The 24,909-nt window shown below is 60.1% G+C and carries 15 protein-coding genes; 5 read left to right on the top strand and 10 right to left on the bottom strand.

Annotated features, from left to right (window positions below; all coding sequences use genetic code 11):
* Positions 1-120: 120 nt before the first annotated feature.
* The 3 genes from ENGE1_RS22475 (at position 121) to nifJ (ending at position 7,213) form a co-directional block, all read left to right on the top strand.
* Positions 121-1,542, top strand: a complete 1,422-nt coding sequence (locus tag ENGE1_RS22475; RefSeq protein ID WP_048252947.1) for a sodium:solute symporter family transporter — start codon at positions 121-123, stop codon at positions 1,540-1,542.
* A 452-nt stretch (positions 1,543-1,994) separates the two neighbouring features.
* Positions 1,995-3,626, top strand: coding sequence for an NAD(P)-binding protein (locus tag ENGE1_RS22470; protein ID WP_048252946.1), 1,632 nt, complete (start codon positions 1,995-1,997; stop codon positions 3,624-3,626).
* 20 nt (positions 3,627-3,646) lie between these two features.
* Positions 3,647-7,213 carry a pyruvate:ferredoxin (flavodoxin) oxidoreductase gene (gene nifJ / locus ENGE1_RS22465; RefSeq protein WP_371320887.1) on the top strand — a complete coding sequence of 1,189 codons (3,567 nt, stop codon included), beginning with the start codon at positions 3,647-3,649 and terminating at the stop codon, positions 7,211-7,213.
* A gap of 217 nt (positions 7,214-7,430) precedes the next feature.
* Here nifJ and qhpR read toward each other — a convergent pair whose 3' ends face one another.
* Together qhpR and ENGE1_RS22455 are read right to left on the bottom strand one after the other, a co-directional pair.
* A complete protein-coding gene (qhpR, locus tag ENGE1_RS22460) occupies positions 7,431-8,492 on the bottom strand; it encodes an AraC-like transcriptional regulator QhpR (protein ID WP_048252944.1) in 1,062 nt (353 codons plus the stop codon).
* Between the two features lie 143 nt (positions 8,493-8,635).
* Positions 8,636-9,640, bottom strand: a complete 1,005-nt coding sequence (locus ENGE1_RS22455; RefSeq protein WP_048252943.1) for a phosphotransferase enzyme family protein — start codon at positions 9,638-9,640, stop codon at positions 8,636-8,638.
* A 242-nt stretch (positions 9,641-9,882) separates the two neighbouring features.
* Between ENGE1_RS22455 and eat the strand changes: the two genes are divergently transcribed.
* Positions 9,883-11,244 carry an ethanolamine permease gene (eat, locus tag ENGE1_RS22450; RefSeq protein ID WP_048252942.1) on the top strand — a complete coding sequence of 454 codons (1,362 nt, stop codon included), beginning with the start codon at positions 9,883-9,885 and terminating at the stop codon, positions 11,242-11,244.
* Between the two features lie 41 nt (positions 11,245-11,285).
* On the opposite strand, the gene ENGE1_RS22445 is transcribed toward eat, so the two are convergent.
* From ENGE1_RS22445 to ENGE1_RS22415, 7 genes are all read right to left on the bottom strand, one after another.
* A complete protein-coding gene (locus ENGE1_RS22445; protein ID WP_106912882.1) occupies positions 11,286-12,089 on the bottom strand; it encodes a helix-turn-helix transcriptional regulator in 804 nt (267 codons plus the stop codon).
* Positions 12,090-12,177: 88 nt separating this feature from the next.
* Positions 12,178-13,092: a hypothetical protein gene (locus ENGE1_RS22440; protein WP_146144449.1), complete on the bottom strand. Its 915-nt coding sequence runs from the start codon at positions 13,090-13,092 to the stop codon at positions 12,178-12,180.
* 1,082 nt (positions 13,093-14,174) lie between these two features.
* On the bottom strand, positions 14,175-16,244 hold the full coding sequence (locus ENGE1_RS22435) for a TonB-dependent receptor family protein (protein ID WP_053075202.1): 2,070 nt from the start codon (positions 16,242-16,244) through the stop codon (positions 14,175-14,177).
* A gap of 342 nt (positions 16,245-16,586) precedes the next feature.
* Positions 16,587-17,930, bottom strand: coding sequence for a cytochrome c (locus tag ENGE1_RS22430; RefSeq protein ID WP_048252938.1), 1,344 nt, complete (start codon positions 17,928-17,930; stop codon positions 16,587-16,589).
* A gap of 12 nt (positions 17,931-17,942) precedes the next feature.
* Positions 17,943-19,727, bottom strand: a complete 1,785-nt coding sequence (locus tag ENGE1_RS22425) for a GMC family oxidoreductase (protein ID WP_045289509.1) — start codon at positions 19,725-19,727, stop codon at positions 17,943-17,945.
* A gap of 3 nt (positions 19,728-19,730) precedes the next feature.
* Positions 19,731-20,480 carry a gluconate 2-dehydrogenase subunit 3 family protein gene (locus ENGE1_RS22420; protein WP_048252937.1) on the bottom strand — a complete coding sequence of 250 codons (750 nt, stop codon included), beginning with the start codon at positions 20,478-20,480 and terminating at the stop codon, positions 19,731-19,733.
* Between the two features lie 656 nt (positions 20,481-21,136).
* Positions 21,137-22,564: a purine-cytosine permease family protein gene (locus ENGE1_RS22415; protein ID WP_048252936.1), complete on the bottom strand. Its 1,428-nt coding sequence runs from the start codon at positions 22,562-22,564 to the stop codon at positions 21,137-21,139.
* A 168-nt stretch (positions 22,565-22,732) separates the two neighbouring features.
* Here ENGE1_RS22415 and ENGE1_RS22410 point away from each other — a divergent pair, with 168 nt between their 5' ends.
* Positions 22,733-23,281 carry a HutD/Ves family protein gene (locus tag ENGE1_RS22410; RefSeq protein ID WP_048252935.1) on the top strand — a complete coding sequence of 183 codons (549 nt, stop codon included), beginning with the start codon at positions 22,733-22,735 and terminating at the stop codon, positions 23,279-23,281.
* On the opposite strand, the gene dbpA is transcribed toward ENGE1_RS22410, so the two are convergent.
* On the bottom strand, positions 23,282-24,655 hold the full coding sequence (dbpA, locus tag ENGE1_RS22405; protein ID WP_048252934.1) for an ATP-dependent RNA helicase DbpA: 1,374 nt from the start codon (positions 24,653-24,655) through the stop codon (positions 23,282-23,284).
* Between the last annotated feature and the right edge of the window lie 254 nt (positions 24,656-24,909).

The following is a 24,909-nucleotide window of genomic DNA, read 5'->3' as shown; positions in this document are numbered from 1 at the left end:
CGAATAGCGCAGCGGATTATGTGCCCCGACTCACAGTAATTTCCCACCGACAGGCAAACTGTAAATGGCATATTTTTTGCCCGATTCGTACAGATTTCAATCTGCGATGGATAATTTATTATGGAAAGGGAAATAACAATCTATATCATTATTATCGTCTACATGGCGGTAATGATAGGCATCGGGCTGTATGCCAAAACCAAAATACGCAGCAGCGAAGATTACCACCTGGCGGGTCGCAGGCTCGGGCCAATTATGCTGGCGGGAACGCTGGCGGCGACGGAAATTGGCGGCGGCAGCTCGGTGGGCGTGGCGGCAAAAGCCTACGGCGCCTGGGGCATCTCCGCAGGCTGGTATGTGATAGCCACCGGCCTTGGCATTTTCCTCGTCTCTTTTATTGCGCCCTATATGCGGCGTGCCGTCGCCATGACGGTGCCGGAAATTATTGGCCGACGCTACGGTAACAGCAGCTATCTGATCACCACCGTGCTCTCTCTGGCGGCGCTGGTCGCGCTGGGGGCGGCGCAAATCACCGCGACTGCCACCATCGTGCACGTGCTGACCGGCTTTGACAGCCACTACGCAATCGTCGTTTCCGGCGTCATCGTGGTGTTCTATACCTGGCTCGGCGGCATGTGGAGCGTAACGCTAACCGATTTTGTGCAGTTCTTTTTGATTGTCTTCGGGTTCGCGATTGCTGTCCCGGTCGCGCTCTCCATGCTCGACGGCGGCTGGCAGTTCGTGGTGAATAACGTGCCCGAAAAGCAGTTCGAATTCACCCGCCTCGGCTGGAAAACCATCATTGGCCTTACCGTAATGTACTTTATGACCTTCGCCACCGGACAGGAGGCGGTGCAGCGCTACTACTCCGCCCGCAGCGAGCGCGTCGCCCTCACCGGCTCGCTGCTTTGCAGCCTGTTTATGGCTATCTACGCCTTTATTCCCGCCGTGCTCGGCCTGATTGCCCTGGCGGCATTTCCGTCCATTGAGCCAAACAACGCGCTGGCGACGGTGTCGGTCAATCTGCTCCCGCCCCTGGTCTCGGGGCTACTGCTCTCCGCGGTGATCTCGGCGACGCTGTCGAGCGCCTCCGGCGACCTGCTCGGCGCAGCCAGCATCTATACCCAGGATATTCACGCCCGCTATATCTCCCCTGACCTGACGCCGGAGCAGAACCTCCGGCTCAGCCGGCTCGTGGTGCTGGTGGTCGGCCTGATCTCTATTGCCATCGCCCTGTGGAGCGGTGAGATCATTGCCCTGCTGATGTTTGCCTTTACGCTGCGCGCAACCGGCCCCTTTGCCGCCTATCTTTTTGGCCTGCTGTGGGAGAAGGCAACGCCGCGAGCGGGGCTGTGGTCCATTATTTTTGGTTGCCTGGCGGGTCTGGGCTGGCAACTGGCGGGCGAGCCCTTCGGTATTATGGCCATCATCGCCGGTTCGCTGACGAGCGTGGCGGTATTTTTACTTGTCGCGTGGATAGAGACATCGCGCGGCGTGCCTCCGGCGCCGTCCGCCTATCCGCCAGCCCCGCCCGAAGCATAATAGGGGCCGCCGCCGGGTACTGATGCAGGCCCGGCGGAGCCTGACAGCGATAGCGGTTCCCGGCTGCGCGCAATTATCACATTGATAGCCAGGACGCGCGGCGGGCTATTCTCACCGGCAAGAAATCGCTTAACTTTAGCGATAGCTCACATAATAAGCGCTGTATTGCGCTTATTTTTAGCTATGGCACAACCGTTGCTAAAGCTATTAAGTGTTTCATTCTGACGCTGCCCTTTTTTCTTTTCCTTATCACAGTAAGACAACCCTCTGCCCGGGAAGCAACAATAATAATATTCAGGACAGCGTCGGTAATAATTACTTTAAGTAATCATTAGCGGAAATAATGGCAACCGTTATTTCACCGGCAGAATAAAAATGATATCGATTCTCGTTTTATTCTGCCGGAGGTAAATAAGCCGTTATTATAACAACCATAAGAAATAAGCAATGTTATGAAAAAAAACCAACATGATATGACACTACCGCCGGATCTCGCCGGTCATTCCGGCACGGGCCCGGTTCGTCGGCAGCGGCCGATCTATCAGGATTCACTTCCCCCCTGCAATCACGCCTGTCCCGCAGGTGAAAATATTCAGGCATGGCTGGCGCTGGCCCAGGAGGAGCGCTACGAGGAGGCCTGGCAGTCGCTGATAGAAAATAACCCGATGCCCGCCGTCCACGGCCGCGTCTGCTACCACCCCTGCGAGAGCAGCTGTAACCGCGCCCGCGTCGATCGCCCCGTCAGCATCCACGCGGTGGAGCGTTTCCTCGGCGATCTCGCACTTGAGCACGGCTGGAAGCCCGCCGGTCAGGCGGCGAATAGCGGGAAGCGCGTGCTGGTGATTGGCGCCGGGCCCTCGGGTCTCTCCTGCGCCTGGCACCTGAAACGCCTCGGTCACGATGTGGAGATCCACGAGGGGGGCCCGATGGCGGGCGGCATGATGCGCTTCGGGATCCCGGCCTACCGTATGCCGCGGGACATTCTCGATCGTGAAATTGCGCGGATCCTCTCTACCGGCATTACGCTGAAGCTGAACCAGAAGGTGGAGGACGTGCTGGCCGCCAGGCAGCAGGGCCAGTTTGACGCCGTGTTTATGGCCATCGGCGCGCATCTTGCGAAGAAGGTGGATATTCCGGCGCGGGAAGCCGGGAAGATCCTTGATGCGGTCAGCTACCTGTCGGCGGTAGAGCGCGGAGAAGCGCCGAAGCTCGGGCGACGGGTCGCTATCTACGGCGGCGGCAACACCGCGATGGACGCCTCCCGTACCGCCCGTCGCCTGGGGGCGGAAGAGGTGATGATTATTTACCGCCGCGACAGAGACCATATGCCCGCCCACGGCTTCGAAGCCGACGAGGCGCTGGAGGAAGGGGTCAAAATCAACTGGCTGCGCACCATTCGCGATATCGACAGCACCACCATGACCGTTGAAGAGATGGCGCTGGACGAAAACGGCCGCCCGCAGCCTACCGGGCGATTTGAAACCCTGAACGCCGACAGCCTGATCCTTGCTCTGGGCCAGGACGTGGATATTTCGGTCCTCCAGCGCATTCCCGGTATCCGGCTGCATAAAGACGGCGTGGTCGACGTTGACGCGCATATGATGACCAGCGTGCCGGGGATCTTCGCCGGCGGCGATATGGTGCCTTCAGAGCGCACCGTAACCATTGCCACCGGCCACGGTAAAAAGGCCGCGCGCCATATCGACGGCTGGCTGCGCCAACAGCCTTACCATAAGCCAGAAAGCGTTCCGGTCATGGAGTATCCCGGCCTGCACCTCTGGTACAACACCGACGCGGACGCCGTGTCCCAGCCCATTCTGCCGCCGGAAACGCGCAGCGGATTCGATGAAATTATTGGCGGCCTGAATGCCGGCCAGGCGCACTATGAGGCCGCCCGCTGTTACTCCTGCGGCAACTGCTTTGAATGCGACGGCTGCTACGGCGCCTGCCCGGAAGGCGCCGTCATCAAATTGGGCAAGGGCCTGCGCTATCAGTTCGACTACGCATTATGCACCGGCTGCGCCGCCTGCTTTAACCAGTGCCCGTGTCACGCCATCGAGATGGTCGCCGAGGAGAGCCGCTGATGAAAGAGAATGATACCAACATGGTGATGATGGACGGCAGCGAAGCGGCTGCCTGGGTGGCCTATAAGGTGAGCGAAATCTGCGCCATCTATCCGATTACTCCGTCATCCAATATGGCCGAACTGGCCGACGAATGGGCCTCGAAGCAGATCCCGAATATCTGGGGCGATATTCCCACGGTGATGGAGATGCAGCACGAAGGCGGCGCCGCCGGCGCCGTGCACGGGGCGCTGCAGGCGGGCGCACTCAGCACGACCTTTACGGCCTCCCAAGGCCTGATGCTGATGCTGCCGAACATGTACAAAATTGCCGGCGAGCTGACCTCCGCCGTCTTCCACGTCGCCGCCAGGGCGCTGGCGGCGCAGGGGCTCTCCATTTTCGGCGATCATCAGGACGTCATGGCCGCGCGGACCACCGGTTTTGCGATGCTCAGCGCCGCTTCCGTCCAGCAGGCGCAGGATATGGCCATGATTGCCCACGCGGCGACTCTGGAGGCGCGCGTTCCGTTTATCCACTTCCTCGACGGCTTCCGGACCTCCCACGAAGTGAATAAGATTTCGCGCCTCACCGACGATCAGATCCGCGGCATGATTGACGATCGCCTCGTGCGCGCCCACCGGGCCAGGGCCCTGAATCCCGATCGGCCCATTATGCGCGGCACGGCGCAGAACCCGGATACCTATTTTCAGGGCCGCGAGAGCGTCAATGGCTGGTACGATCGGGTACCGGACATTGTTGAGAACGCGATGGCGCGGTTCGCCCGCCTGACGGGCAGGCGCTACCGGCTGGTGGAGTACTACGGCGCCGACAGCGCCACCCACGTGCTGGTGGTGATGGGCTCGGCGGCGTCAACCGTCCGCCAGACCGTTGACTCTCTGAATCAGCAGGGCGGCCGCTATGGTGTAGTGACCGTTCACCTCTACCGCCCCTTCCCCGCCGAGGCGCTGGTGAAGGCGCTTCCCGCCAGCGTGAAGTTTGTCACCGTGCTGGACCGCACCAAGGAGCCCGGCGCCAACGGCGAGCCGCTGTACCACGACACGCTGGGCGCACTGGTCTGCGCGCTGCAGCAGGGCAAGATAGACCGGCTTCCGACCATCAGCGGCGGCCGCTATGGACTGTCGTCGAAAGAGTTTACTCCGGCAATGGTGAAGGCCGTGTATGAGCAACAGCAGCAGCCGGCGGCGAGACGCTTTTTCACCATCGGCATTCACGATGACGTCACCCATCTCAGCCTCGACTGGGACGAAACGTGGCATATTGAGCCGGACAATCAGGTTCGCGCCCTGTTCTTTGGCCTGGGCGCCGACGGCACCGTCGGCGCGAATAAAAACAGTATCAAGATCATCGGCGAACTGCCCGAATACCACGCTCAGGGCTACTTTGTCTATGACTCGAAAAAGTCCGGATCGCGCACCACATCGCATCTGCGCTTCGGCCCCTCGCCCATCGACTCGCCGTACCTGATAAGCGCCGCAAACTTTATCGGCTGCCACCAGTTCAACTTTATCGAAACCCTCGACCTGCTGACCTATGCCGCGCCGGGCGCCACCCTTCTGCTGAACAGCCCCTGGGGTCCGGATGAGGTCTTGCACCACCTGCCCGCCGGGGTACAGCAGCAGCTTCGCCAGAAGCAGGTGGCGCTGTACGTCATCAACGCCGCCGAGGTCGCGCGCGCGAACGGCATGGGCTCGCGGATCAATACCATCATGCAAACCTGCTTCTTTGCGCTTTCAAAGGTCATGGCGAAGGAGCGGGCCATCGCCCTGATTAAGAAGAGTATTGAAAAGAGTTACCTGCGCAAGGGCCAGGCGGTGGTTGATAAGAACTTTGCCGCCGTGGACGCCGCGCTGGCGAACCTGCACCGGGTGGAAATCCCGCCGCAGACCCGGAGCAGCGCCGAGTCGGGCTGGCACGTATCGCCCGAGGCGCCGCGCTTCGTACGCGAGGTGACGGCAGAAATGCTGCAGGATCGCGGGGACCGCATTCCGGTGTCGATGATCCCGTCCGATGGCACCTGGCCTACCGCCACCAGCCAGTGGGAGAAGCGCGATATCGCCCTGACCATTCCGCAGTGGCGGGAAGATCTCTGCATTCAGTGCGGCAACTGTTCGTTCGTCTGCCCGCACGCCGCCATCCGCGCCAAGTTCTACCACCAGGATCTGCTCAGCGGCGCGCCGGAGGGCTTCAAAAGCGCACCAATTAGCGCCCGCGGCTTCCCCGATACCCGCTACACGCTGCAGGTTTATCCCCAGGACTGCACCGGCTGCAACCTGTGCGTTAATGCCTGTCCGGTGCAGGCCAAAGACGCCGACGGCGCGGAGATCCGCGCGATCAACATGGTGGATAAGCTGCCGGTGCTGGAGCAGGAGAAGTCCGCCCTCGCCTGGTTCAGGACAATCCCGTGGCCCGCGCGCTCAACCATCGATTTCTCAACCGTGCGCGGCGTGCAGTATCTGGAGCCGCTGTTTGAGTTCTCCGGAGCCTGCTCGGGCTGCGGCGAAACCCCGTATCTGAAAACCCTGACCCAGCTGTTCGGCGATCGGATGATGGTGGCTAATGCCACGGGCTGCTCGTCGATCTACGGCGGGAACCTGCCCACGACGCCCTGGTCGCAGAATCGGGACGGTAAAGGCCCGGCCTGGTCAAATTCACTGTTCGAGGACAACGCCGAGTTTGGTCTGGGCTTCAGGCTGACCGCCGATCACCACCGCCATCAGGCCGCGCAGGCCCTGCAAGCCCTGGCACCGGAGTTGGGCGAGGCGCTGGTGGATGAGATCATTAACGCCCCGCAGCAGATTGAGTCCGACATCTACCGCCAGCGTCAGCGGCTGCAGCGGGTGCGAGAAAAACTGGCCGACAACCAGTCGGAGCAGGCGCAAAATCTGCGCAGTATGCTCGACCACCTGGTCCGCCGCTCGGTGTGGATCGTCGGCGGCGACGGCTGGGCGTACGATATTGGCTCTTCCGGGCTCGATCACGCCCTGGCTTCCGGGCGCGATATCAATATCCTGGTGATGGATACCGAAGTGTACTCCAACACCGGCGGGCAGATGTCCAAGTCGACCCCGCTGGGGGCCACCGCCCGCTTTGCGGCGGGCGGTAAGACCATGGCGAAGAAGGATATTGTTCTGCAGGCGATTTCCTACGGCAACGTCTACGTCGCGCGGGTCGCCTTCGGCGCCAATCCCCAGCAGACCCTGCAGGCGATACGCGAGGCGGAGGCCTATCCGGGCCCTTCCCTGATCGTTGCCTACAGCCACTGTATTGCTCACGGGATCGATATGACGCTTGGCCTGGAACAGCAGCATCGCGCCGTCGCCTCCGGCCACTGGCCGCTGGTGCGCTATAACCCGGTGCTGCGGGAAAACGGCAGCAATCCGTTTACCCTCGACAACCTGCGCCCGACGCTGCCGCTGTATGAGTACCGCCGCCATGAGAATCGCTTTATGGCGCTGATGCAGCAGAATCCGCAGGAAGCCGAGCGGCTGATGGCCATCGCCCAGTCGGTTGCGCTCCAGAAATGGGCCACCTATGAGAATCTCGCCATGCGTCCGGCAAGCACGTTCCATCCGGATGCGAGACGCTGATTTATTACCGGCCTCAGACTGCCTGAGCTGTCCCTCAGGCTGCTGACGAACCCCGCGTTTTACGCGGGGTTCTTTTTTACGGCTGCCGCCGGCGAAGAGTGAGGCCGCGAACGCCGATCAATCTTGTTTATTCATCTCTGTTACCGGCAAGTGGACCACCGTACGGCGGGCCCTGTGCCATTTCGCTCTTTCACCGGAGAGTGAAAGACAGCGACGCTCAGCCGCGCGCGCCCCCTGCCTGCCGGCAGCGGCTCGGGCTGCAGCCGAACCAGCGGCGAAAGGCCCGCGAGAAGGCGCTGACCTCCGAGTAGCCCAGCAGCAGCGCCATCTCCGATACCGGCAGGTTGGGCTGCTCCAGGTAGTGGGTCGCCATCTCTTTTCTGACGCTGTCCACCAGCGCGGTGAAGCTGGTGCTCTCCTCCTTCAGCCGCCGCTGCAATGACCACGGCGACAGGTTGAGCCGGTCGGCGATAACCTCCAGGGAAGGCTCACCGTTGACCAGCTGCAGGTGGATCTGCGTGCGGGTCTGGTTGACGCAGCCCTGCCCCGCCGCCGGCGCATTGATGCGGCGGATGGCGTCCTGCATCACCAGCAGCAGCATCGGATCGTGCTCCGGCATCGGACGCTGGAGGTCGCGGCGCGGAATAATCAGCGAGTTGAACGGCTGGTCAAAGTAGACCGGGGCGTCGAAGAGCTTGCAGTGCTCGTGCCACTGCTGCGGACGCGGATGTTCGAAGTGGACCTCCCGCGGCGCCCAGCTTTTGCCGAGCACGTGGCGGACAATATTCATAAACATGCCCAGCGTCAGCTCGGCGTCCTGGCGGCGGGCGAGGATCGCCCCGTGGCGCACCTGATAGTCGAGCTGCAGGCACTCGCCCCGCTCGGTCAACCGGGTGAAGGTATCGTGCTGATGAAAGGGAAAAGCGTTTACAACATTGCGCAGCGCCGTCTCCAGCGTCGGCGAGCAGAGGCCGATATAGCCGATAAGCCCCAGGGACTGCGGCCTGAACTGGTTGCCGTAGTAGAGGCCAAAATTGTCCACATCCGCCTGGCGGGCCGCCACCTCCATCACTTTGCAGTAGCTGACCAGATCGAGGCTCAGGGTTGGGCAGGACAGCAGTTCGGGATCGATGCCGCTGATGCCGAGAATACGGTCGGCGTCGCCGCCCCTGGCCTTGATAAAGTCGCAGAGGCCCGATGCGGCGGCGGACAGTACGCCGCGATGGCCGCCGGCGGCGGGCATCGCGAGCGTGAGGCTTTCGGAGATGGCGCTGGTCATAGAATGCTCCCGCGGGTTATCGAGGATAGAACAGCTAAGCAATAACCATACCAGCGATTTACACCTTACTATTCAATAAGATAAACAACCTCTCTCTGCCGCCCTGCACTACGGACAGGCAACCGCGCCCCGGCGTCGTGCGCCTATACGCCCAGCGGCAGCGCCGCGCCGTCGAGATAGCGGCGGCACAGACGCACCGTGTGTCCGGTCCAGCCATCGCCCAGGCTCTGCGCCATTTCCGTTTCGCGGTGCGACGCCACCCAGGCCGTCAGCTGAATGCGGCGCTGGGCCAGCATCGCGGGCACGATAGCCAGTTCCTCGTCGCCGATGTGCGCCACCTGCTCGTAGCCCGCCAACCAGTTTTCCACCCACTGCGGGGCGTTGGGGTGATGTTCAGCAAAGCTGACGGCGGCGGCCAGATCGTGCAGATACCAGCCCATCCCGCAGTCGTCGAAGTCGATGACCCGGGTTTCGCCCTTGTGCAGCAGCAGGTTGGTCAGGCGCAGGTCGGCGTGGATCAGGCCGTAGCGCTGGGGCGACTGGCCGAAGGCCGCCATCTGCCGGCGGATGCTGGCGATGGCCTCCTCCACCACCGCGCAGTCGCCGCCGCTCAGGCCGCCCGCGTCGCGCCAGTCCCCCCAGTGTCCGTCGGGCGCGACCATGCTCTGGTGATCCCAGACGATGCGGCGAAAGCCCTCCGGCCGGTGCCACTGCCTGCTCTGCCGGTGCAGCTCGGCGGTGATTTTTCCCAGCTGGCGAAACGCCGCCGGGTCAACTTCGGTGGTCGGCATCTCGCCCTCGATCCAGTGAAACAGCACCGCGTGGCGCACGCTGCCGTCCGCCAGGGTTAGGATCTGCACCCGTTCGCCGTCGCGATCGTAAAGCGCCTCCGGGACGCAGATCCCGGCCTCGCGCAGGGCGTCGAGCCACAGCAGTTCGCTCTCAATGTCCCGGCGGCTGTGGTAGTCGCCGCGGTGGATGCGCAGCGCGTAGCGCCTGCCGGCGCGGGTGACCAGCAGCGTGGCGTTCTCCGAGCGGCACAGCAGTTTAACGGACGCGCCGGCAAACGCCGGATAGCGGACCAGCGCCCGTTCGGCCAGCAGAATGACGGTGTCGTTGCTGAGGGTATCGTACTGTTTTGCGCCCATATCCGGCTCCCTTTCTCTGATGAGTGTGTCCCGGATGGTGGCGCGAAACCCGCGGTGCCCGCTTGACTGCGGAACTGGAACAGTTGACCGCAGAGCGCGGGGCGGCGCGGCGGCCGACGCGGTTGACCTCAGGCAGCGCGTTTCTGTTTTCCAGGGTCAAGTTTTTCTCCCGCCCCTGGCCGCATCATCAGCACGACACTATCCATAACGCCGTTTTCAATAACATCTCGGGGAGTAGCGCAATGACAGAGAAGCTTAAACCCACGCTCGGCACCCTGCACCTGTGGGGCATCGCCGTCGGACTGGTGATTTCCGGGGAGTATTTTGGCTGGAGCTACGGCTGGGGCGTAGCGGGCACGCTGGGTTTTCTGGTGACGACGCTGTTTATCGCCATCATGTACACCTGCTTTATCTTCAGCTTTACCGAACTGACCACCGCTATCCCGCAGGCGGGCGGCCCTTTCGCCTACAGCCGCCGCGCCTTTGGCGATGTCGGCGGACTGATCGCCGGGATAGCCACGCTGATTGAGTTTGTCTTTGCCCCGCCGGCAATTGCAATGGCGATTGGCGCCTACCTCAACGTCCAGTTCCCGGCGCTCAATCCGAAGTACGTCGCCGTTGTCGCCTACGTGATTTTTATGGGCCTCAACATTCTCGGCGTCAGCCTGGCAGCGACTTTCGAACTGCTGGTAACCGTACTGGCGGTGGGCGAACTGCTGGTGTTTATGGGCGTGGTCGCTCCGGGCTTCAGCCTGAGCCACTTTACCGCCCACGGCTGGGCGGGCAGCGACGTCTTCTCCGGGGCGGCGGTATCGAGCATGTTTGCGGCGATCCCGTTCGCCATCTGGTTCTTTCTCGCCATTGAAGGTGCCGCGATGGCGGCGGAAGAGGCAAAAGATCCGCGCCGCACCATTCCTCGCGCCTACATCAGCGGCATCCTGACGCTGGTCATTCTGGCAATGGGCGTGATGCTGCTGGCGGGCGGCGCCGGCGACTGGCGCACGCTGTCGGACATTAACGATCCGCTGCCGCAGGCGATGAAAATGGTCGTCGGCGAGCATTCGAACTGGATGCATATGCTGGTGTGGATCGGCCTGTTCGGCCTGATTGCCAGCTTTCACGGTATTATTCTCGGCTATTCGCGGCAGTTCTTCGCTCTCGCCCGCGCCGGCTACCTGCCGCCGTCGCTGGCGAAGCTGTCGCGGTTTAAAACCCCGCACCGCGCGACGCTGGCCGGCGGCGTCATCGGCATCATCGCCATCTTCTCTGACGGCATCAGCCTGCAGGGCATGAGCCTGACGGCGGCAATGATCACCATGGCGGTGTTCGGCGCCATCGTGATGTACATCATGAGTATGCTCAGCCTGTTCCGCCTGCGCCGCACCGCCCCGGATCTGCCGCGCTCGTTCTTAGCGCCCGGCTATCCGCTGGTCCCCGCTATTGCGCTGGGCGGATCGGTGATATGTCTGGTGGCGATGCTGTGGTTTAACCCGCAGATCGGCGCGCTGTTTATCGCCTTTATGGTGGCCGGCTATCTCTATTTTCTCACCACGCGCGCAAGGCGTAATGCGATTGCCAGGGAGGCGGCAGCGGTAGGAGAGTAAGTTATCGGCGGCATGTCCTGCACGTGCCGCCGTTAGCGGGACTAACGACGCCGCCCACGCTTATGCCTGCCCAGACCCGGCATATCCTCAAGGACCTCCGTGATGCTGCGATAAAACCAGGCTTTCTGTACGTGCCCCTGTAGATTGAGTTGACGCATCACCTCCTCTTCCCGGCCCCATACGGTTTTGGGGCTGATCCCGTTGAGTTCGGCGACCTGCCTGACGCTGAGCCCCTTTATCAGCAGGCGTATTGTTCGCCACTGCCCGGGCGTCATAAACCGACCAGAGAAAAGGCCGCCCGTGCGCTCAACCGGGACCAGGCACGCCTTCATTATTTTTGTTAATTCGCTTATCGGGGTGTTTAGAGACGCAACCCGCACGCCGCGAAGCCTTACCGTCAATGCAGAAGGAATACACTCGCTGAGCATCAGCTGTTTCACCCCCGGCATTCTTCGGCTGATTTGTATTGCCAGCGATGACATTCCCGCTAAACGCTGCACTCTGGCATCAATCCAGATGATAATATCGGGATGAAAGTTTTTTGCCACCATCAGGCTATATTGCAGGCTTTTCGCATCGCTAAAAATTTGCAGGCACAGCGGATAAAGTGTTTTGAATAAATTGATGATGCCGTGCACAGCCATATTATTTGCGGAGACAATCGCCACATTCTTCCATTGCTGCCGGGCGACACTGGCATAATCACAGTATAACCTCAGGGGTTCTCGCGCAGCGCAATCTTGCTCATATCCGGGCCACTGCGGCATCACGTAATTTCCGGAAATAGCGTCATTATTAACCATTGAGGCAATTTCAGTTCCAGAAATGCATTGTTTTCTATTCATACAATATATCTCAATATAACCAATTAGCTCAGCAGAAAATCTGCCAAGCGCACTGCCTTCATTTCTATTTATTGTTATCAGATAGAATTCAGAACAATGACCAAAAATAATTGCTGTCGCTGACGCGTCCAGCCTGCAGCAACGTGGCGGCCATCCATGCCAGTACCACTGCGCACATTACCGTAATAACAGCGCGAATAACGACATCCGGTAAGAAGCCGAATATACTCTTTGCGCCATTAGCAAGCGGTACGAAACTGGCCGGGGCAAGAACCACGTTTAACAGGAGTACCAGCACCAGGCCGTCAGGCACAGAAAAAATGTCTGGATATTCAGGATTACTATTAGCCATAACCGGCAGCAGCAGAACCAGCCCCTGCCAGCGCAAGCCTCCCCGACTCCACAGCGAACGCAGGATAGCGGTCGCCATCAATAATAGCCCCGCCAGCGCCGGCAGTCGGGTAAGCTGAAAGAGGCCAGTAGCGTTCAGAGGCATCCAGGAATACATACCGTCAACAGCGCTGCCCCCGCGAAAGAGGGTAAGGCGCGTAAACAGTAGAGGTACCTGAAAGAGCCCCGCGGCGACAAGCATCAGCAGTACCCCGAGCCGCTGCCTGCGGCTGAGCGGCAGCCGGCGCAGCAGCCACAGCAGGCCCAGCAAGGCCCAAAGGCCCAGCACGTGCGGCAGGCCTTTCGCGACAGTTATCGATGAGGTCGCCCACAGCAGCGGCAGCGACCAGAGGATGGCACCGGGCAGCATGAGGCGCAGAGACGGCACGGCGGCAATCGGTCGCATGACATTCGCAGGCAAACGGACGACAAGCCAGAGCGCGGCCAGCGCCGCCGTTGCCCAGCTGATGGCATTAAAGTCAGTAGCCGGAACGCTATCATCGGCCGCAAACCAATAACTACAGGTTCCGGTAAATAACCAAATAAAGAATATTAGCATTACTCCGCAATACGTTATTCGATTGGGAATAATTAATGCTTGATCAATTTTCATATCTATCAATAACAGTTAATAGCGTGAGAATGGCTCCCGACGCTTAGCCCTGAAAACGTGCAGCTTCCGGCGCTCTCACTCACCGGAACAAGATTCAAGGTAATAGAAGACAATTAAAACCACGGGATTATTCTTAGCGTCTCAGAGAACCCGCAATCGGCACCAGGGGAATAACAAAAAACCTTAAGCAGGTGACATTTTCAGGAAATGTCTCTCTCATGTCAAACCGTGACTGCCATCACAATCAAGCAAGGATAACTCAATGATTTATGGATTAAAAATCCACTCCCCGCATATCTTTTTTACCTTCATGCAGTGATAAACTTCAATCTCAATTTCAACCACACACTCAAAAGAAACAAAAAACCAGTAAATAAATAAAAATAAGAATAAAAATCTTTTTTCAAGATTAAATGCAATTTTTTATCTCATGAATAAGTGAAAAAATGAACATATCGAATCACAGAGATATCTGAAAAGCGCTTTTAGCGTTCCCTTTCCCAACGCAGCAAACAAACAGTGGAATTACAATCAGTTACCAGGCAGGCAAGCGGCGATACAACATCTAATTCACGGCATTAAATTTAACCACTGCGGTTAAAAACCGCAAATAAGAGTCAACAAAATGGATTAAGACAGGCTTACTACAGTTAAGAACTATTAATGGCATCCAGCAAGACTATTCTCAAATTTCGCCAGAATATTTTAATTTCATTCATCAAATGACTGGAGTTATCTGAGAAAAGAGGCATTTTTCCATCTCTACCGATAGGCTTAAAACGTTTTTATCTCTTATAAAGCTATTTTCTGCCGTATATATGCGATAAAACATCGGCTCAGGCACGGAGACATAAGCCGGAACAGGCTAAAAATTAGCCTCCGCGCCAGGTTTACTTAGCGAATCAAGGACCTGCAGCCGTCCGGCTTCGCGTACCCTCCTCTCTTCCGGCAGGGTCATTGCCGTGCTGAAGCGGCCGTTTGGCAGTGAAGCGCGCGTCGTCAAGCAAACGCCTGTTGGTCGTGATTATCATTAATACCCTCGCCAGATAACACTTTGCCTGCATAGCCGGCGGCTGAATGGATCAGAACTTCACGCCGATACCGGCGGTTACCGAGCGCCCCGGAGCGGGCTGGCGGCCCCACGGGCTGGTATCGATGCCGCGGAACCAGTAGTCGCGGTTGAACAGATTATTCACGCCAACATAGCCGTTCACCGTCGTACTGGCTGATTTGTAGAGATCGCGGCTGACCTGGGCGTTCCATACCCAGTAGGAGGGCATCGGGCCGGCATCGCCTTTCGCCGTTTCGCGCTCACTGTTGGCAGCGTCGGAGAACGAGCGGCTGAAGTAGTAACCGTTAAGCGCGAAGGTGGTGCCGCGCCAGTCGTAGCTGCCGTCCAGCGTCACCTGGTTGCGCGAGGAATATGGCACCCGCTTGCCCTTATTAACGCCGTTGCGCTGCTCCGCCTTCAGGTAGGCATAGCCAGCGTGCAGCCTAAGTCCCTCAACCGCTTCCGGGCTCCAGAACCCCTCAAGCTCTATGCCCTCGTGGCGCGTGCGCCCGATGTTGTCATAGCTGTCGGTGCTGCTGTTGTAAGAGATCTGATCCTTATAGTCGATGCGGTAGAGGCCGGTCTGCAGGCTGACATTTTTAGTCGGCGTATAGCGCACCCCGCCCTCATAGTTCCACGCCAGTTCAGAGCTGACGTCGCCGCCTTTGACCACCTGTGTGACCTGAGCCGGACGCACGCTCTTCTGAGTGTCGGCGTACAGGAACCACTCATCGGTCAGCTGATAGCCGAGGGTGAGGCCCGGCAGCCACTGGCCATCTTTAGCATTGGCGCGGAAGTCGCTTTTGCGGTCGCTGTACTTCTCGCCGATGTGCTCGTAGCGCATCCCCGGCGTGATGGTGAACTTGTCGTCGAACAGCTTGATGGCGTTGCTGACGTAGCCCGCCCAGGCCTTATCGTCGAAGTACCAATCGCGGGTCACGCTGGTCAGATCGGTGGTCAGCGCGCGCTGGCGCACCTGATAATCAATTTTCTCTTTCACGAAACGGCCGCCGACGATCCAGTGCTGATTGACCTTATCGCCGTTAACGTCGAAGCTGAAGCGCGGCTCGGTGCCCCAGGTTTTAAAGTGGCGCGGCGAGTTCTGCACCAGATCCGCCGGCAGCGCCGGATTGAAGTTCTGCCCCGGCACCTGGCTCATGCCGAGGTGAAAATCGCGATCGGAGTTGTGGGCGAAGAACATCCAGTTAAACTCGGCCGAATCAATGAAGCCAAGTCCGCCCAGCTGCTGGTTGTACACCGCGCTGTAGCGCTTGGTGTGACCGTCGTAATCGTCAAACGGCCGGGTGCTCTGGCGCCGATTCTGGTGATAATCTTTTGCCGACAGGGCTCCGGCAAGGTTGGCGTGGGCGTCGTAGTACTGATAGGAGAAGTTCAGCGAGGTGGCATCGTTAATATTCCACAGGCCGCGGATGCGGTAGTTCTGGGTTTTGCTGCCGCTATATTCGCGAAAGGAGTTCCCCTTCACCTGGTTGCCCTCAACCTGCAGGCCAAAATTATCATTCAGCATCCCGCCGGTGCGCAGATAGGTATCCCACAAGTTGCGGCCCTTACCGTAGAAAGTAGCCCGCTCGGCAATCTCATTTTCCCACGCCAGCGGGATAGGCTTGCTGATAATATTAATCACGCCGCCGACGTTGTTCGGGCCGTACTGCACCGCCGCCCCGCCGCGCACCACATCGACGCGGTCAACGGTGGCGAAGGTGACCGGGAACAGCGACATCCCCTCCTGACCGTAGGGCGCCAGGGCCAGCGGAATGCCGTCCTCCAGGATCTGCACCCGCCCGCTGCGGCTGTCATACAGGCCGCGCACGGCGATTTGCGGCAGTACGCCCGTTCCCGTTTCATCCTGGATTTTCACGCCCGGCACCCGCTGCAGGGCATCGTCGAGGGTGCGGTTGGCCCCTTTAGTCAGCTGATCGTTGTCGATAACCGAGCGGCTACCGGCCCAGGTTTTCACCTCATCGGCGCGGGAGTCGCCGAGGATATTGCCGTTAACCACCATGGTCTGCTCTTCTGCCGCGCCGGCGCACTTCGCCGCGAGGAGGAGAGTCAGTGCGGTGGCCACATTTGTGTATCGCATTTTTACCCCTGATTAAGCGCAAATAGTGAAATGATTCTTATAGAGATTCTCGTTATCAATAAATCGCCGCTATTAGCACGCTAATGTAAACATTTGTCAAGCCACCTACATTCGCACTTTTCCCGAAGAAAGCGCAGCAGAGGCGTTGTGTGTCGTGATAATTACCTGCAGCGGTGGGCGTTTGCGGCATGGGCGGGGAGGTAGATTGCCGTCACAGAAAGACGTTCAAATAAAATGAATAAGACGTTAACTTTTTTTGCATCAGGCTGGCAGCGAATATGCTTCCGCGATGCGGATAAGGTGAGACGGAGCTTCCGCAGGGGGCGGAAGCTCCGGGGTTAATTACTGCCCGGGCTGCGGCGGCAGCTTAGAGACGTCAGCGCTGCCCATCGCCTTCTCATCGGCGATGGTGTCGCGGTCTTTACGCACTTTAGCCACATCCGATGCGGTCACCGCAGAGGCCTTGTTGCCCCAGCTGCTGCGCACGAAGTTGGCGACGTCCGCTACCTGCTGATCATCCAGCCGCCAGCCGAAGGACGGCATCGTCAGCTGCGACACCGCGCCTTTCACCGCCGGCGTGGTGCTGCCGGTGAGGATGATGTGGATAAGCGAGGTCGGATCGTCGGTCTGCACTACCGGGTTGCCCTTGAGCATCGGGAACGCCTTTTTGTAGCCGGCGCCGTCGGTGCGGTGGCAGGCGGCGCAGTTATCGACGTACAGGGCGGCGCCGGTTTTGCTGTCGTCACCCTTCCACAGCCGCGCGGCGGTGTCGTCTTTCTCCGGCTCGGCCGACTGCTTGCCGCCCTGCGGCGGCAGCGATTTGAGGTAGCGGGAGATGGCCGTGATGTCCTCGTCGGAGAGGTACTGCAGGCTGTGCTCCACCACGTCGCTCATGCCGCCGAACACCACGCTCTTGTCGTTGCGCCCGGTTTTCAGGAACTCGGACAGTTCGGCTTCGTTCCAGGTGCCCAGGCCCTCGCGGTTTTCACCGCGCAGGCTGGTGGCCTCCCAGCCGTCGATCGGCGCGCTGCTGCCGGAAAGGAATTTGTCGCTCTCGTCGTTGCTCAGCGCCTTCTCCTGCATGGTGATGGCGCGCGGCGTGTGGCAGGCGCCGCAGTGGCCGAGGCCTTCAACCAGGTAGCGGCCGCGCTCGATGACCGGATCGGCGCCGCTTTTGGCGACAAACGCCTGCGGGTCCGGCGCAAACATGCCGCGCCAGATCGCCAGCGGCCAGCGCATCGACAGCGGCCACGGGATATCCACGTCGCGGTTGGCCTGCGCCACCGGCTTCACGCCGTGCATAAAGTAGGCGTACATCGCGCGCATGTCCTCTTCGGTCACCCGGGCGAATGACGGATAGGGCATCGCCGGATAGAGGGTGCTGCCGTCTTTGCGCACGCCTTTGCGCACCGCATCGTCGAACTCTTCAAAGGTATAGTTGCCGATGCCGTGCTCTTTATCGGGAGTGATGTTGGTCGAGTAAATCGCGCCGATCGGCGTCATCATCGACAGGCCGCCGGCGAACGGCGCGCCCTGGCGGCCGTTGGTGTGGCAGGCCACGCAGTCGCCCGCGCGGGCGAGATATTCGCCGCGCTTAATGAGGTCGGCGTTACTGGCATCATCCTGCGCCCAGCTGGCGCAGCTTATCAGTCCGAGCACCAGCGCGGACAAAAGGTGTTTTTTCATTGTCTGCGCTCCTTATGCCTGAACCAGCGGGCCGGGGTTTTTCAGATACTGTTCGCGGATCGCCTTCGCCGACCAGTAGGCCAGCGCGGCGACGGTGCCGGTCGGGTTATAGCCCAGCCCCTGCGGGAAGGCCGAGGCGCCGATGACGAAGACGTTATGCACGTCCCAGCTCTGCAGGTAGCGGTTCACCGCGCTGGTCTTCGGATCCTCCCCCATCACCGCCCCGCCGTTCATGTGCGTGGTCTGGTAGGAGGTGGTATCGAAGTGGCTGTTGGCGTTTTTCGGGCTGCCCATCATGTATTTCGGGTTCATGGCTTTGGCAATCGGCGCCATTTTCTCGTACATGAACTGCGCCATCTTGATGTCGTTCTCCTGCCAGTCGAACGTCATGCGCAGCAGCGGCTGGCCGTAGATGTTCTTGTAGTTGGGATCGAGATCGAGATAGTTCTGCTTATAGGACTGGTGCGCACCGTGGGCGTCCATCGACAGGTGGTGGGTATAGGTGTCCGCCACCGCCGATTTCCATTTGCTGCCCCAGGCGGGCGTGCCCGGCGGTACCGGCAGGCCGGAGATAGGCTTGGTCCCGGCCTGGTTGACCCAGAACGGCGAACCGCCGACAAAGCCGTGCGGGCCGTGGTCAAAGTTGTCGGCGTTGAAGTCGTCCACGCCGACGCCGTTGCCGCCCGCGCCGATGAACGGGTTGGTGAAGGTGTCTTTATCGAAGATGGCCTTGATGGTGGTCATGTTCTGATAGGCAAAGTTGCGGCCCACCACGCCCTCGCCGGTTTCCGGGTTGTAGGGTTTACCGATGCCGGAAAGCAGCATCAGGTGCACGTTGTGGAACTGGAAAGCGCCGATAATCACCAGATCGGCAGGCTGCTCGACTTCGCGACCCTGGGCGTCCACGTAGGTGACGCCGGTGGCGCGCTGCTTGTCGTCGGTGAGGTTAACCTTCAGCACGTTGGCATTGGTGCGCAGCTCGAAGCGTTTCTCCATACGTAGCGCCGGCAGAATATTCACGTTCGGCGATGCTTTAGAGTACATGTAGCAGGCGTAGCCGCTGCAGAAGCCGCAGAAGTTGCACGGCCCCATCTGCGCGCCGTAGGGGTTGGTATAGGAGTCGGAGGTGTTGGCCGACGGCAGGTTATAGGGATGATAGCCCACCGACTGCGCCGCCTGCTGGAACAGGGTCGCCGAGTGGGTATTCTTCTGCGCCGGCAGCGGGAAGTCGCTGGAGCGGTCCGGGGCGAAGAAGTTGCCGCCCTTATCCTTACCGACCACTTTACCCTTGACCGACCAGGCGGTGCCGGAGGTACCGAACACCTTCTCGGCCTTGTCGAAGAACGGCTCCAGCTCGTCGTAGGTGACGCCGAAGTCCTGAATAATCATGTCCTGGGGAATAAACGATTTGCCGTAGCGCTCTTCGTAGTGGCTGCGCATCCGCAGCTCAATCGGGTCGACGCGGAAGTGGACGCCGGACCAGTGCAGCCCCGCGCCGCCGACGCCGGTACCCGGCAGGAAGGCCGCCAGCTGGCGATAAGGTACTGCGGTCTGGCTGGTGTTATGGCGGATGGTGACGGTGCTTTTAGAGAGATCCTGGAACAGCTTGCGGCGGATATTGTAGGTCAGCTCGTCGATGACCTGCGGATAGGCGCCGTCGGGCCAGGTATCGCGCATCGGGCCGCGCTCCAGCGCCACCACGTTGAGGCCCGCTTCGGTCAGCTCTTTGGCCATGATCGCGCCCACCCAGCCGAAGCCGACAATCGCGACGTCTGTTTTTTTCAGTACAGTTGCCATGGGTTATGCCCTCACTCCCTTGATTGATACCGGCGGGAACGGATAGCGCTCGCCGCGCTCCACCCAATCCATAAAGTCCGCGCGCGCGCCCGGGAAGTTAATCAGCGTCCAGCCCACCATGCCTTTGTTGCCGCCGTGGATAGGATCGCTGAAAAAGCCTTCGCGGGTATTCTGCAGCAGATAAGAGAAGAAGAGTGTCGAAGGCAGCTGTTCGAACTGCGCGTCGCCGGATTCAAACTGGCCGAGTACGGCGTCCTGCTGTTCGCCGCTGAGTTCGGCGAAAAGCTTGCCGTGCTGCTTTTTGCACCAGGCGTTGGCATCGTGAATGCCGAGGTTGTAGATCTGCTTCGGCACCAGCGGCAGCTGGTAGCCCATCTCTTTCGGCACGTCGGGATTAAAGGGGCCCTGCATGTACCAGATTGACCCGGTGGCGTAAGGGGTATTCATCTGCCGGTCGATAAATTCGGGCACGCCCGCCTCCAGCGCCCCCGGCCCGCGCTCGTCCGCCGGGATCAGGCGGGCGACGGCGGCATTGATAAATGCCCACTCAACGTCGTTAAAAAACTGCGGCTGCCACTTCTCGCCGCTTTGCGCCGGGGCCGCAGGGGTTTTCGGCGTATCTTCTGCCGCCGCAGCCGCACCGGAGAAGCCCACCGCGCCGATGCTGCCGCCGGAGACAACTACGGCCGGGATGAGACTCATTGATTTAACAAGAAAGTCCCGTCGGGAACTGTTATTTTTCTCGCTCGCCATATCACATTCCTATCCAGAAAATTGTTATCGCTATAAACATCAAAAACCTGAAACGATTTAAAAGAGAGCTAAAATCGGATTATTATCGGTTACAGATCGCAGCCGGTTGTCCGGGGATAAGCAGAACACCGTTATGAATGAGTGTAGTCAGTAATTATTATTTTCCCCTTGTCTTCAGGGGTTTCTCCTGCCGCCTCGTCTGATAAGCCGCTGACGAAGCGCGTTAATGTTAAGTGAATCACAAAACCATTGCCAGCCTATTGTTATCAAAGGTGGCTTATTGCTAATTTGTAAAGTTATTTTGCAAAATTATGAACATCTCTATTTCGTCACGTAATAATAACGCCGTAACCATATTCTCCGGACGCATATAAAAACAGCAGGCCGCCCGTCATCAGGCGGGCAGCCTGCTGTTTTTAGCGTCGCGGAAAATTATTTCACCCGCGCCGCGTTCACCTGTACGCGGTTGTTACTGATAGCGCCGGTGATTTTACAGGATGCGCCCCGGCATCATCACGATGAGATGCTGTTGCGCTGATGCCTGGGCCACTGCGACGAATGAGAAAAGGAATGGCGGCGAAAATATAAACAATTTGCCACAGTTATCCAAAAAAGCAGAAACAAAAAATTACCGAAACAGAAGCCGGATCGCGCCTTCAGCTCCCGACCGGATAATAGGTGCGCGCCGGAAGGCGTCGCCCGTCCCGGTGCCGCAGCGCGTAATATAGCCCGGCCGTAGCCAGCCAGCCCACCAGCCAGGAGACGTCATTGCCGGCGAAAATCCACGTCAGCGCGCCGTGAAAAAGCGGGTTTTCGATGAACGGCAGCTGGATCAGCACGCCGGTAATGTAGACGGCGATCCCCAGCGCATTCCAGCCGCCGTAGCGCGCTTTGGCATCGTACAGCGCGGGGATGTCTACCGCGCCGGCGGAGATAACGTAGTAGTCCGTCAGGCTGATGGCGCTCCACGGTACGAAAAAGGCGAGCAGGAACAGCAGGAAGTGGGTGAAGTTCTTTAAAAAGGCGGGTTCGCTGAGCAGCGCAATGGCGCAGGAGGCGGAGACCATCAGCACCACAAACAGCACCCGGCCGCGCTGGCCTATCGCAGAGCGCTGGCGAAACCCGGCAACAATCGTGGTGAGCGACATAAAGCTGCCGTAGGCATTCATGGTGGTGAAAACCAGCTTGCCAAAGCAGATGGCGAAATAGATAACCATCGCCGCCGCCTGGCTTTTACCCAGGCCCACGATATAGCTCACCTCGTGCCCAGAAAAGGCGCTGCCGGCCACGGCGGCGGTGAGCACGCCCAGCGTCATCGACGCCTGAGAGCCGAGCACCGTACCGCAGAAGACGGCCAAAAAGGTGCCGCGTCCGGAGGTGTTTTGCGGCAGATAGCGCGAATAGTCGGAAACATAGGGACAAAAGGCAATCTGCCAGGAGGACGAGAGCGAGACCGCCAGCAGGAACATCGGCAGCGAAAAGCGGCTGTCGTGCATCAGGCCGGCCAGCGGCACATTCCACAGCAGCGAGGCAAACAGCCAGATAAAGGCCAGCACGCCGATAACGCTCGCCGCTTTGCCAAGCCGGTGGATCGTGCGATAGCCCAGTACGGCAATCACCACGATCAGGACGCTGAACAGGATCATGCCGCCGGTATCGGAGATCGAAAGCAGCTTCGCCATCGCCTGCCCGGCCAGCACCGTCCCGCTGGCGGAGAAGCCGATATACATCAGGCAGGCCAGCGCCAGCGGGATAACCGCGCCGTAAACGCCGAACTGCGCCCGGCTAACGATCATCTGCGGCAGCCCCAGGCGCGGCCCCTGCAGGGCGTGGAGCGACATGATGCACGCCCCCAGCAGCTGGCCGATAAACAGCCCCACCAGCGACCAGACCACGTCTCCGCCCAGCACTACCGCCAGCGCGCCGGTGACGATCGCGGTGATTTGCAGATTGCCGCCGAGCCAGAGGGTGAACTGGCTGAAGGGGTGGCCGTGGCGCTCGCGCCCGGGGATGTAGTCTATCGAGCGCGATTCGCGGAAAGCGGTTTTGCCGGGCGTTGCCCGATCTGGCGTTGGAGATGGCATAGGCGTCCTTCGGCTGGGAGATGATGGATATGATATGCCTTGTATATACAACCATTGACATCTGTCGACACCCGCCCGATGATCGTTTTGTGAGTCACGTTGTGAATTTTTTGTTACTTGAGGTAATGAAATGGTTAACTGCGTAGCCGTGCCGGACGAGGCCGCCCGATGATAGTCCCCTTCACCTTCGCTTCACTGCCGGTGAGCCGCTGGCAGAACGGCGCCGGAGAGACCCGGGAGATTGTCCGCGTCCCGCACCCGGAGGCCCCCTTTCTGTGGCGCTGCAGCGTGGCTACGCTGCAGGCCGACGGCCCCTTTTCGCGCTTTGAGGGGATCGACAGGACGCTGGTTCTGCTGGAGGGCGAGCCTTTCTGGCTGCGCGGCGGCGGCGTGTCGCACTATCTCCGGCGCGGCGAACCCTGGTCCTTCCCCGGCGAACGGCCGCTCGTCAGCGAAGGGATCGCCGGGCCGGGACTGGATTTCAACATCATGACGCTGCGCGGCAGGGCCCGGGCCGGCGTAGTGAGCACGTCGGCGGCCTGCTGTCCGGGCGGCGAAGGTATCGCCTGGGTCTGCGCGGGCCGCTGGCGCATGGCGGGCGAAGAGTATGCCGGGGCAAGCGGCATCTGGTGGCAGGAAGAAGCTCCCGGCGAGCTGGTCCCGCTCACCGGGGATGCGCTGCTGATGGTGACAGAGATCGTCCGGACGGCGGGCTGATTACCTGAGCAGCGTCGCTTTAACCGCGCGCCCCTTGATTTTGCCCTGCTGCAGCTGCTTCAGCGCATGGCGCGCCGCGGGGGCTTTGATGGCCACATAGGCGTGGATCGGATGAATATCGATTTTGCCGATATCGGCACCGTCGATGCCCATATCGCCGGTCAGGGCGCCGAGAATATCGCCGGGGCGGATTTTGGCCTTTTTACCGCCATCGATGCACAGGGTCGCCATCGCCGCCTCCAGCGGCGCAGTGGCGGCGCCGGCGGGCAACGGCCTCCAGTCGAGGGTCATGCTGAGCATCTCTTCCAGCACCGTCGCCCGCTGGGCCTCTTCCGGCGCGCAGAAGCTGATGGCAAGTCCGCTCTCCCCGGCCCGTGCGGTGCGGCCAATGCGGTGCACGTGGACTTCCGGATCCCAGGAAAGCTCAAAGTTAATCACCATCTCCAGGGCCTTAATGTCGAGGCCGCGGGCCGCCACGTCGGTAGCCACCAGCACGCGGCTGCTGCCGTTGGCGAAGCGCACCAGCGTCCGGTCGCGGTCGCGCTGCTCCATATCGCCGTGCAGGGCCAGCGCGCTCTGGCGGCTCTCGCTCAGGGCGTCGCACACCGCCTGGCAATCTTTTTTCGTGTTGCAGAATACTACGCAGGAGGCGGGCTGATATTTGCTCAGCAGCTGCTGGAGCAGGCGAATCTTACCGCCGCGCGCCACTTCATAAAACTGCTGCTCCACCGCCGGCAGCTCGTCAACACTATCCGTTTCAACGGTGACCGGCTCCCGCTGGATGCGGCTGCTGATGGCGGCAATCGCCGTCGGCCAGGTGGCGGAAAACAGCAGGGTCTGCCGCTGCGCCGGGGCATGGGCAATCACCTCGTCAATGGCGTCGGCAAACCCCATGTCCAGCATCCGGTCCGCTTCGTCCAGCACCAGGGTCTGCACGCGGTCGAGGTTCACGGTCTCTTTTTTCAGGTGATCCAGCAGGCGTCCCGGGGTGGCGACGATAATATGCGGGGCGTGGGTCAGGGAGTCGCGCTGGACGCTGAACGGCAGGCCGCCGCAGAGGGTCAGTATTTTGATATTCGGCATGTAGCGCGCCAGGCGGCGCAGCTCTTTCGCCACCTGATCCGCCAGTTCGCGGGTCGGGCAGAGGATCAGCGACTGGGTGGCAAACTGCGCCGGGTCGATATGCTGGAGCAGGCCCAGCCCGAAGGCGGCGGTCTTGCCGCTGCCGGTTTTCGCCTGGGCGCGGACGTCTTTTCCGGCCAGAATGGCGGGCAGCGCGGCGGCCTGCACCGGCGTCATGGCGGTAAAGCCCAGTTCGTTAAGGTTGGCGAGTTGTTCCGGCGGGAGGGCGTTCAGTTCAGCAAATGAGGTCACGGGATTGTTCCGGTTAAGACATCAGGATTGGCGCGCATCTTAGCACAACCTGCGGCAATCCTGATGCCTGTTTACCTCCCTGCTCTATTTAGCCAGGCGTGGAAATAGCGTCCTGCCGGTCAGCTGGTTGATCTGTTCGAGTTCCCCCTCGCGGAAATCGGCGTAGCTATCCAGCATCCGGGTAAAGGAGGTCCCCACCGAGGCCGGCGCGTAGGGATAGTCGCTACCAAACAGCACGTGCCCCGGTTGGGCAA

Origin of the sequence: Pluralibacter gergoviae ATCC 33028 = NBRC 105706 (assembly GCF_001598855.1) — a bacterium.
In the GTDB taxonomy this organism is placed as follows: domain Bacteria; phylum Pseudomonadota; class Gammaproteobacteria; order Enterobacterales; family Enterobacteriaceae; genus Pluralibacter; species Pluralibacter gergoviae.
Note: the sequence above shows the minus strand (reverse complement) of the source record. Positions and strands in the feature narration are given on the sequence as shown.

Excerpts from the sequence above, each read along its gene's own strand:
- ENGE1_RS22420 (WP_048252937.1), bottom strand. The coding sequence starts at position 20,480 with ATGGCGAGCGAGAAAAATAACAGTTCCCGACGGGACTTTCTTGTTAAA.
- ENGE1_RS22440 (WP_146144449.1), bottom strand. The coding sequence starts at position 13,092 with ATGAAAATTGATCAAGCATTAATTATTCCCAATCGAATAACGTATTGC.
- qhpR (WP_048252944.1), bottom strand. The coding sequence starts at position 8,492 with ATGACCAGCGCCATCTCCGAAAGCCTCACGCTCGCGATGCCCGCCGCC.
- ENGE1_RS22435 (WP_053075202.1), bottom strand. The coding sequence starts at position 16,244 with ATGCGATACACAAATGTGGCCACCGCACTGACTCTCCTCCTCGCGGCG.
- ENGE1_RS22430 (WP_048252938.1), bottom strand. The coding sequence starts at position 17,930 with ATGAAAAAACACCTTTTGTCCGCGCTGGTGCTCGGACTGATAAGCTGC.
- ENGE1_RS22470 (WP_048252946.1), top strand. The coding sequence starts at position 1,995 with ATGAAAAAAAACCAACATGATATGACACTACCGCCGGATCTCGCCGGT.
- ENGE1_RS22455 (WP_048252943.1), bottom strand. The coding sequence starts at position 9,640 with ATGGGCGCAAAACAGTACGATACCCTCAGCAACGACACCGTCATTCTG.
- ENGE1_RS22475 (WP_048252947.1), top strand. The coding sequence starts at position 121 with ATGGAAAGGGAAATAACAATCTATATCATTATTATCGTCTACATGGCG.
- ENGE1_RS22415 (WP_048252936.1), bottom strand. The coding sequence starts at position 22,564 with ATGCCATCTCCAACGCCAGATCGGGCAACGCCCGGCAAAACCGCTTTC.
- eat (WP_048252942.1), top strand. The coding sequence starts at position 9,883 with ATGACAGAGAAGCTTAAACCCACGCTCGGCACCCTGCACCTGTGGGGC.
- ENGE1_RS22425 (WP_045289509.1), bottom strand. The coding sequence starts at position 19,727 with ATGGCAACTGTACTGAAAAAAACAGACGTCGCGATTGTCGGCTTCGGC.
- ENGE1_RS22410 (WP_048252935.1), top strand. The coding sequence starts at position 22,733 with ATGATAGTCCCCTTCACCTTCGCTTCACTGCCGGTGAGCCGCTGGCAG.
- ENGE1_RS22445 (WP_106912882.1), bottom strand. The coding sequence starts at position 12,089 with ATGAATAGAAAACAATGCATTTCTGGAACTGAAATTGCCTCAATGGTT.
- nifJ (WP_371320887.1), top strand. The coding sequence starts at position 3,647 with ATGGTGATGATGGACGGCAGCGAAGCGGCTGCCTGGGTGGCCTATAAG.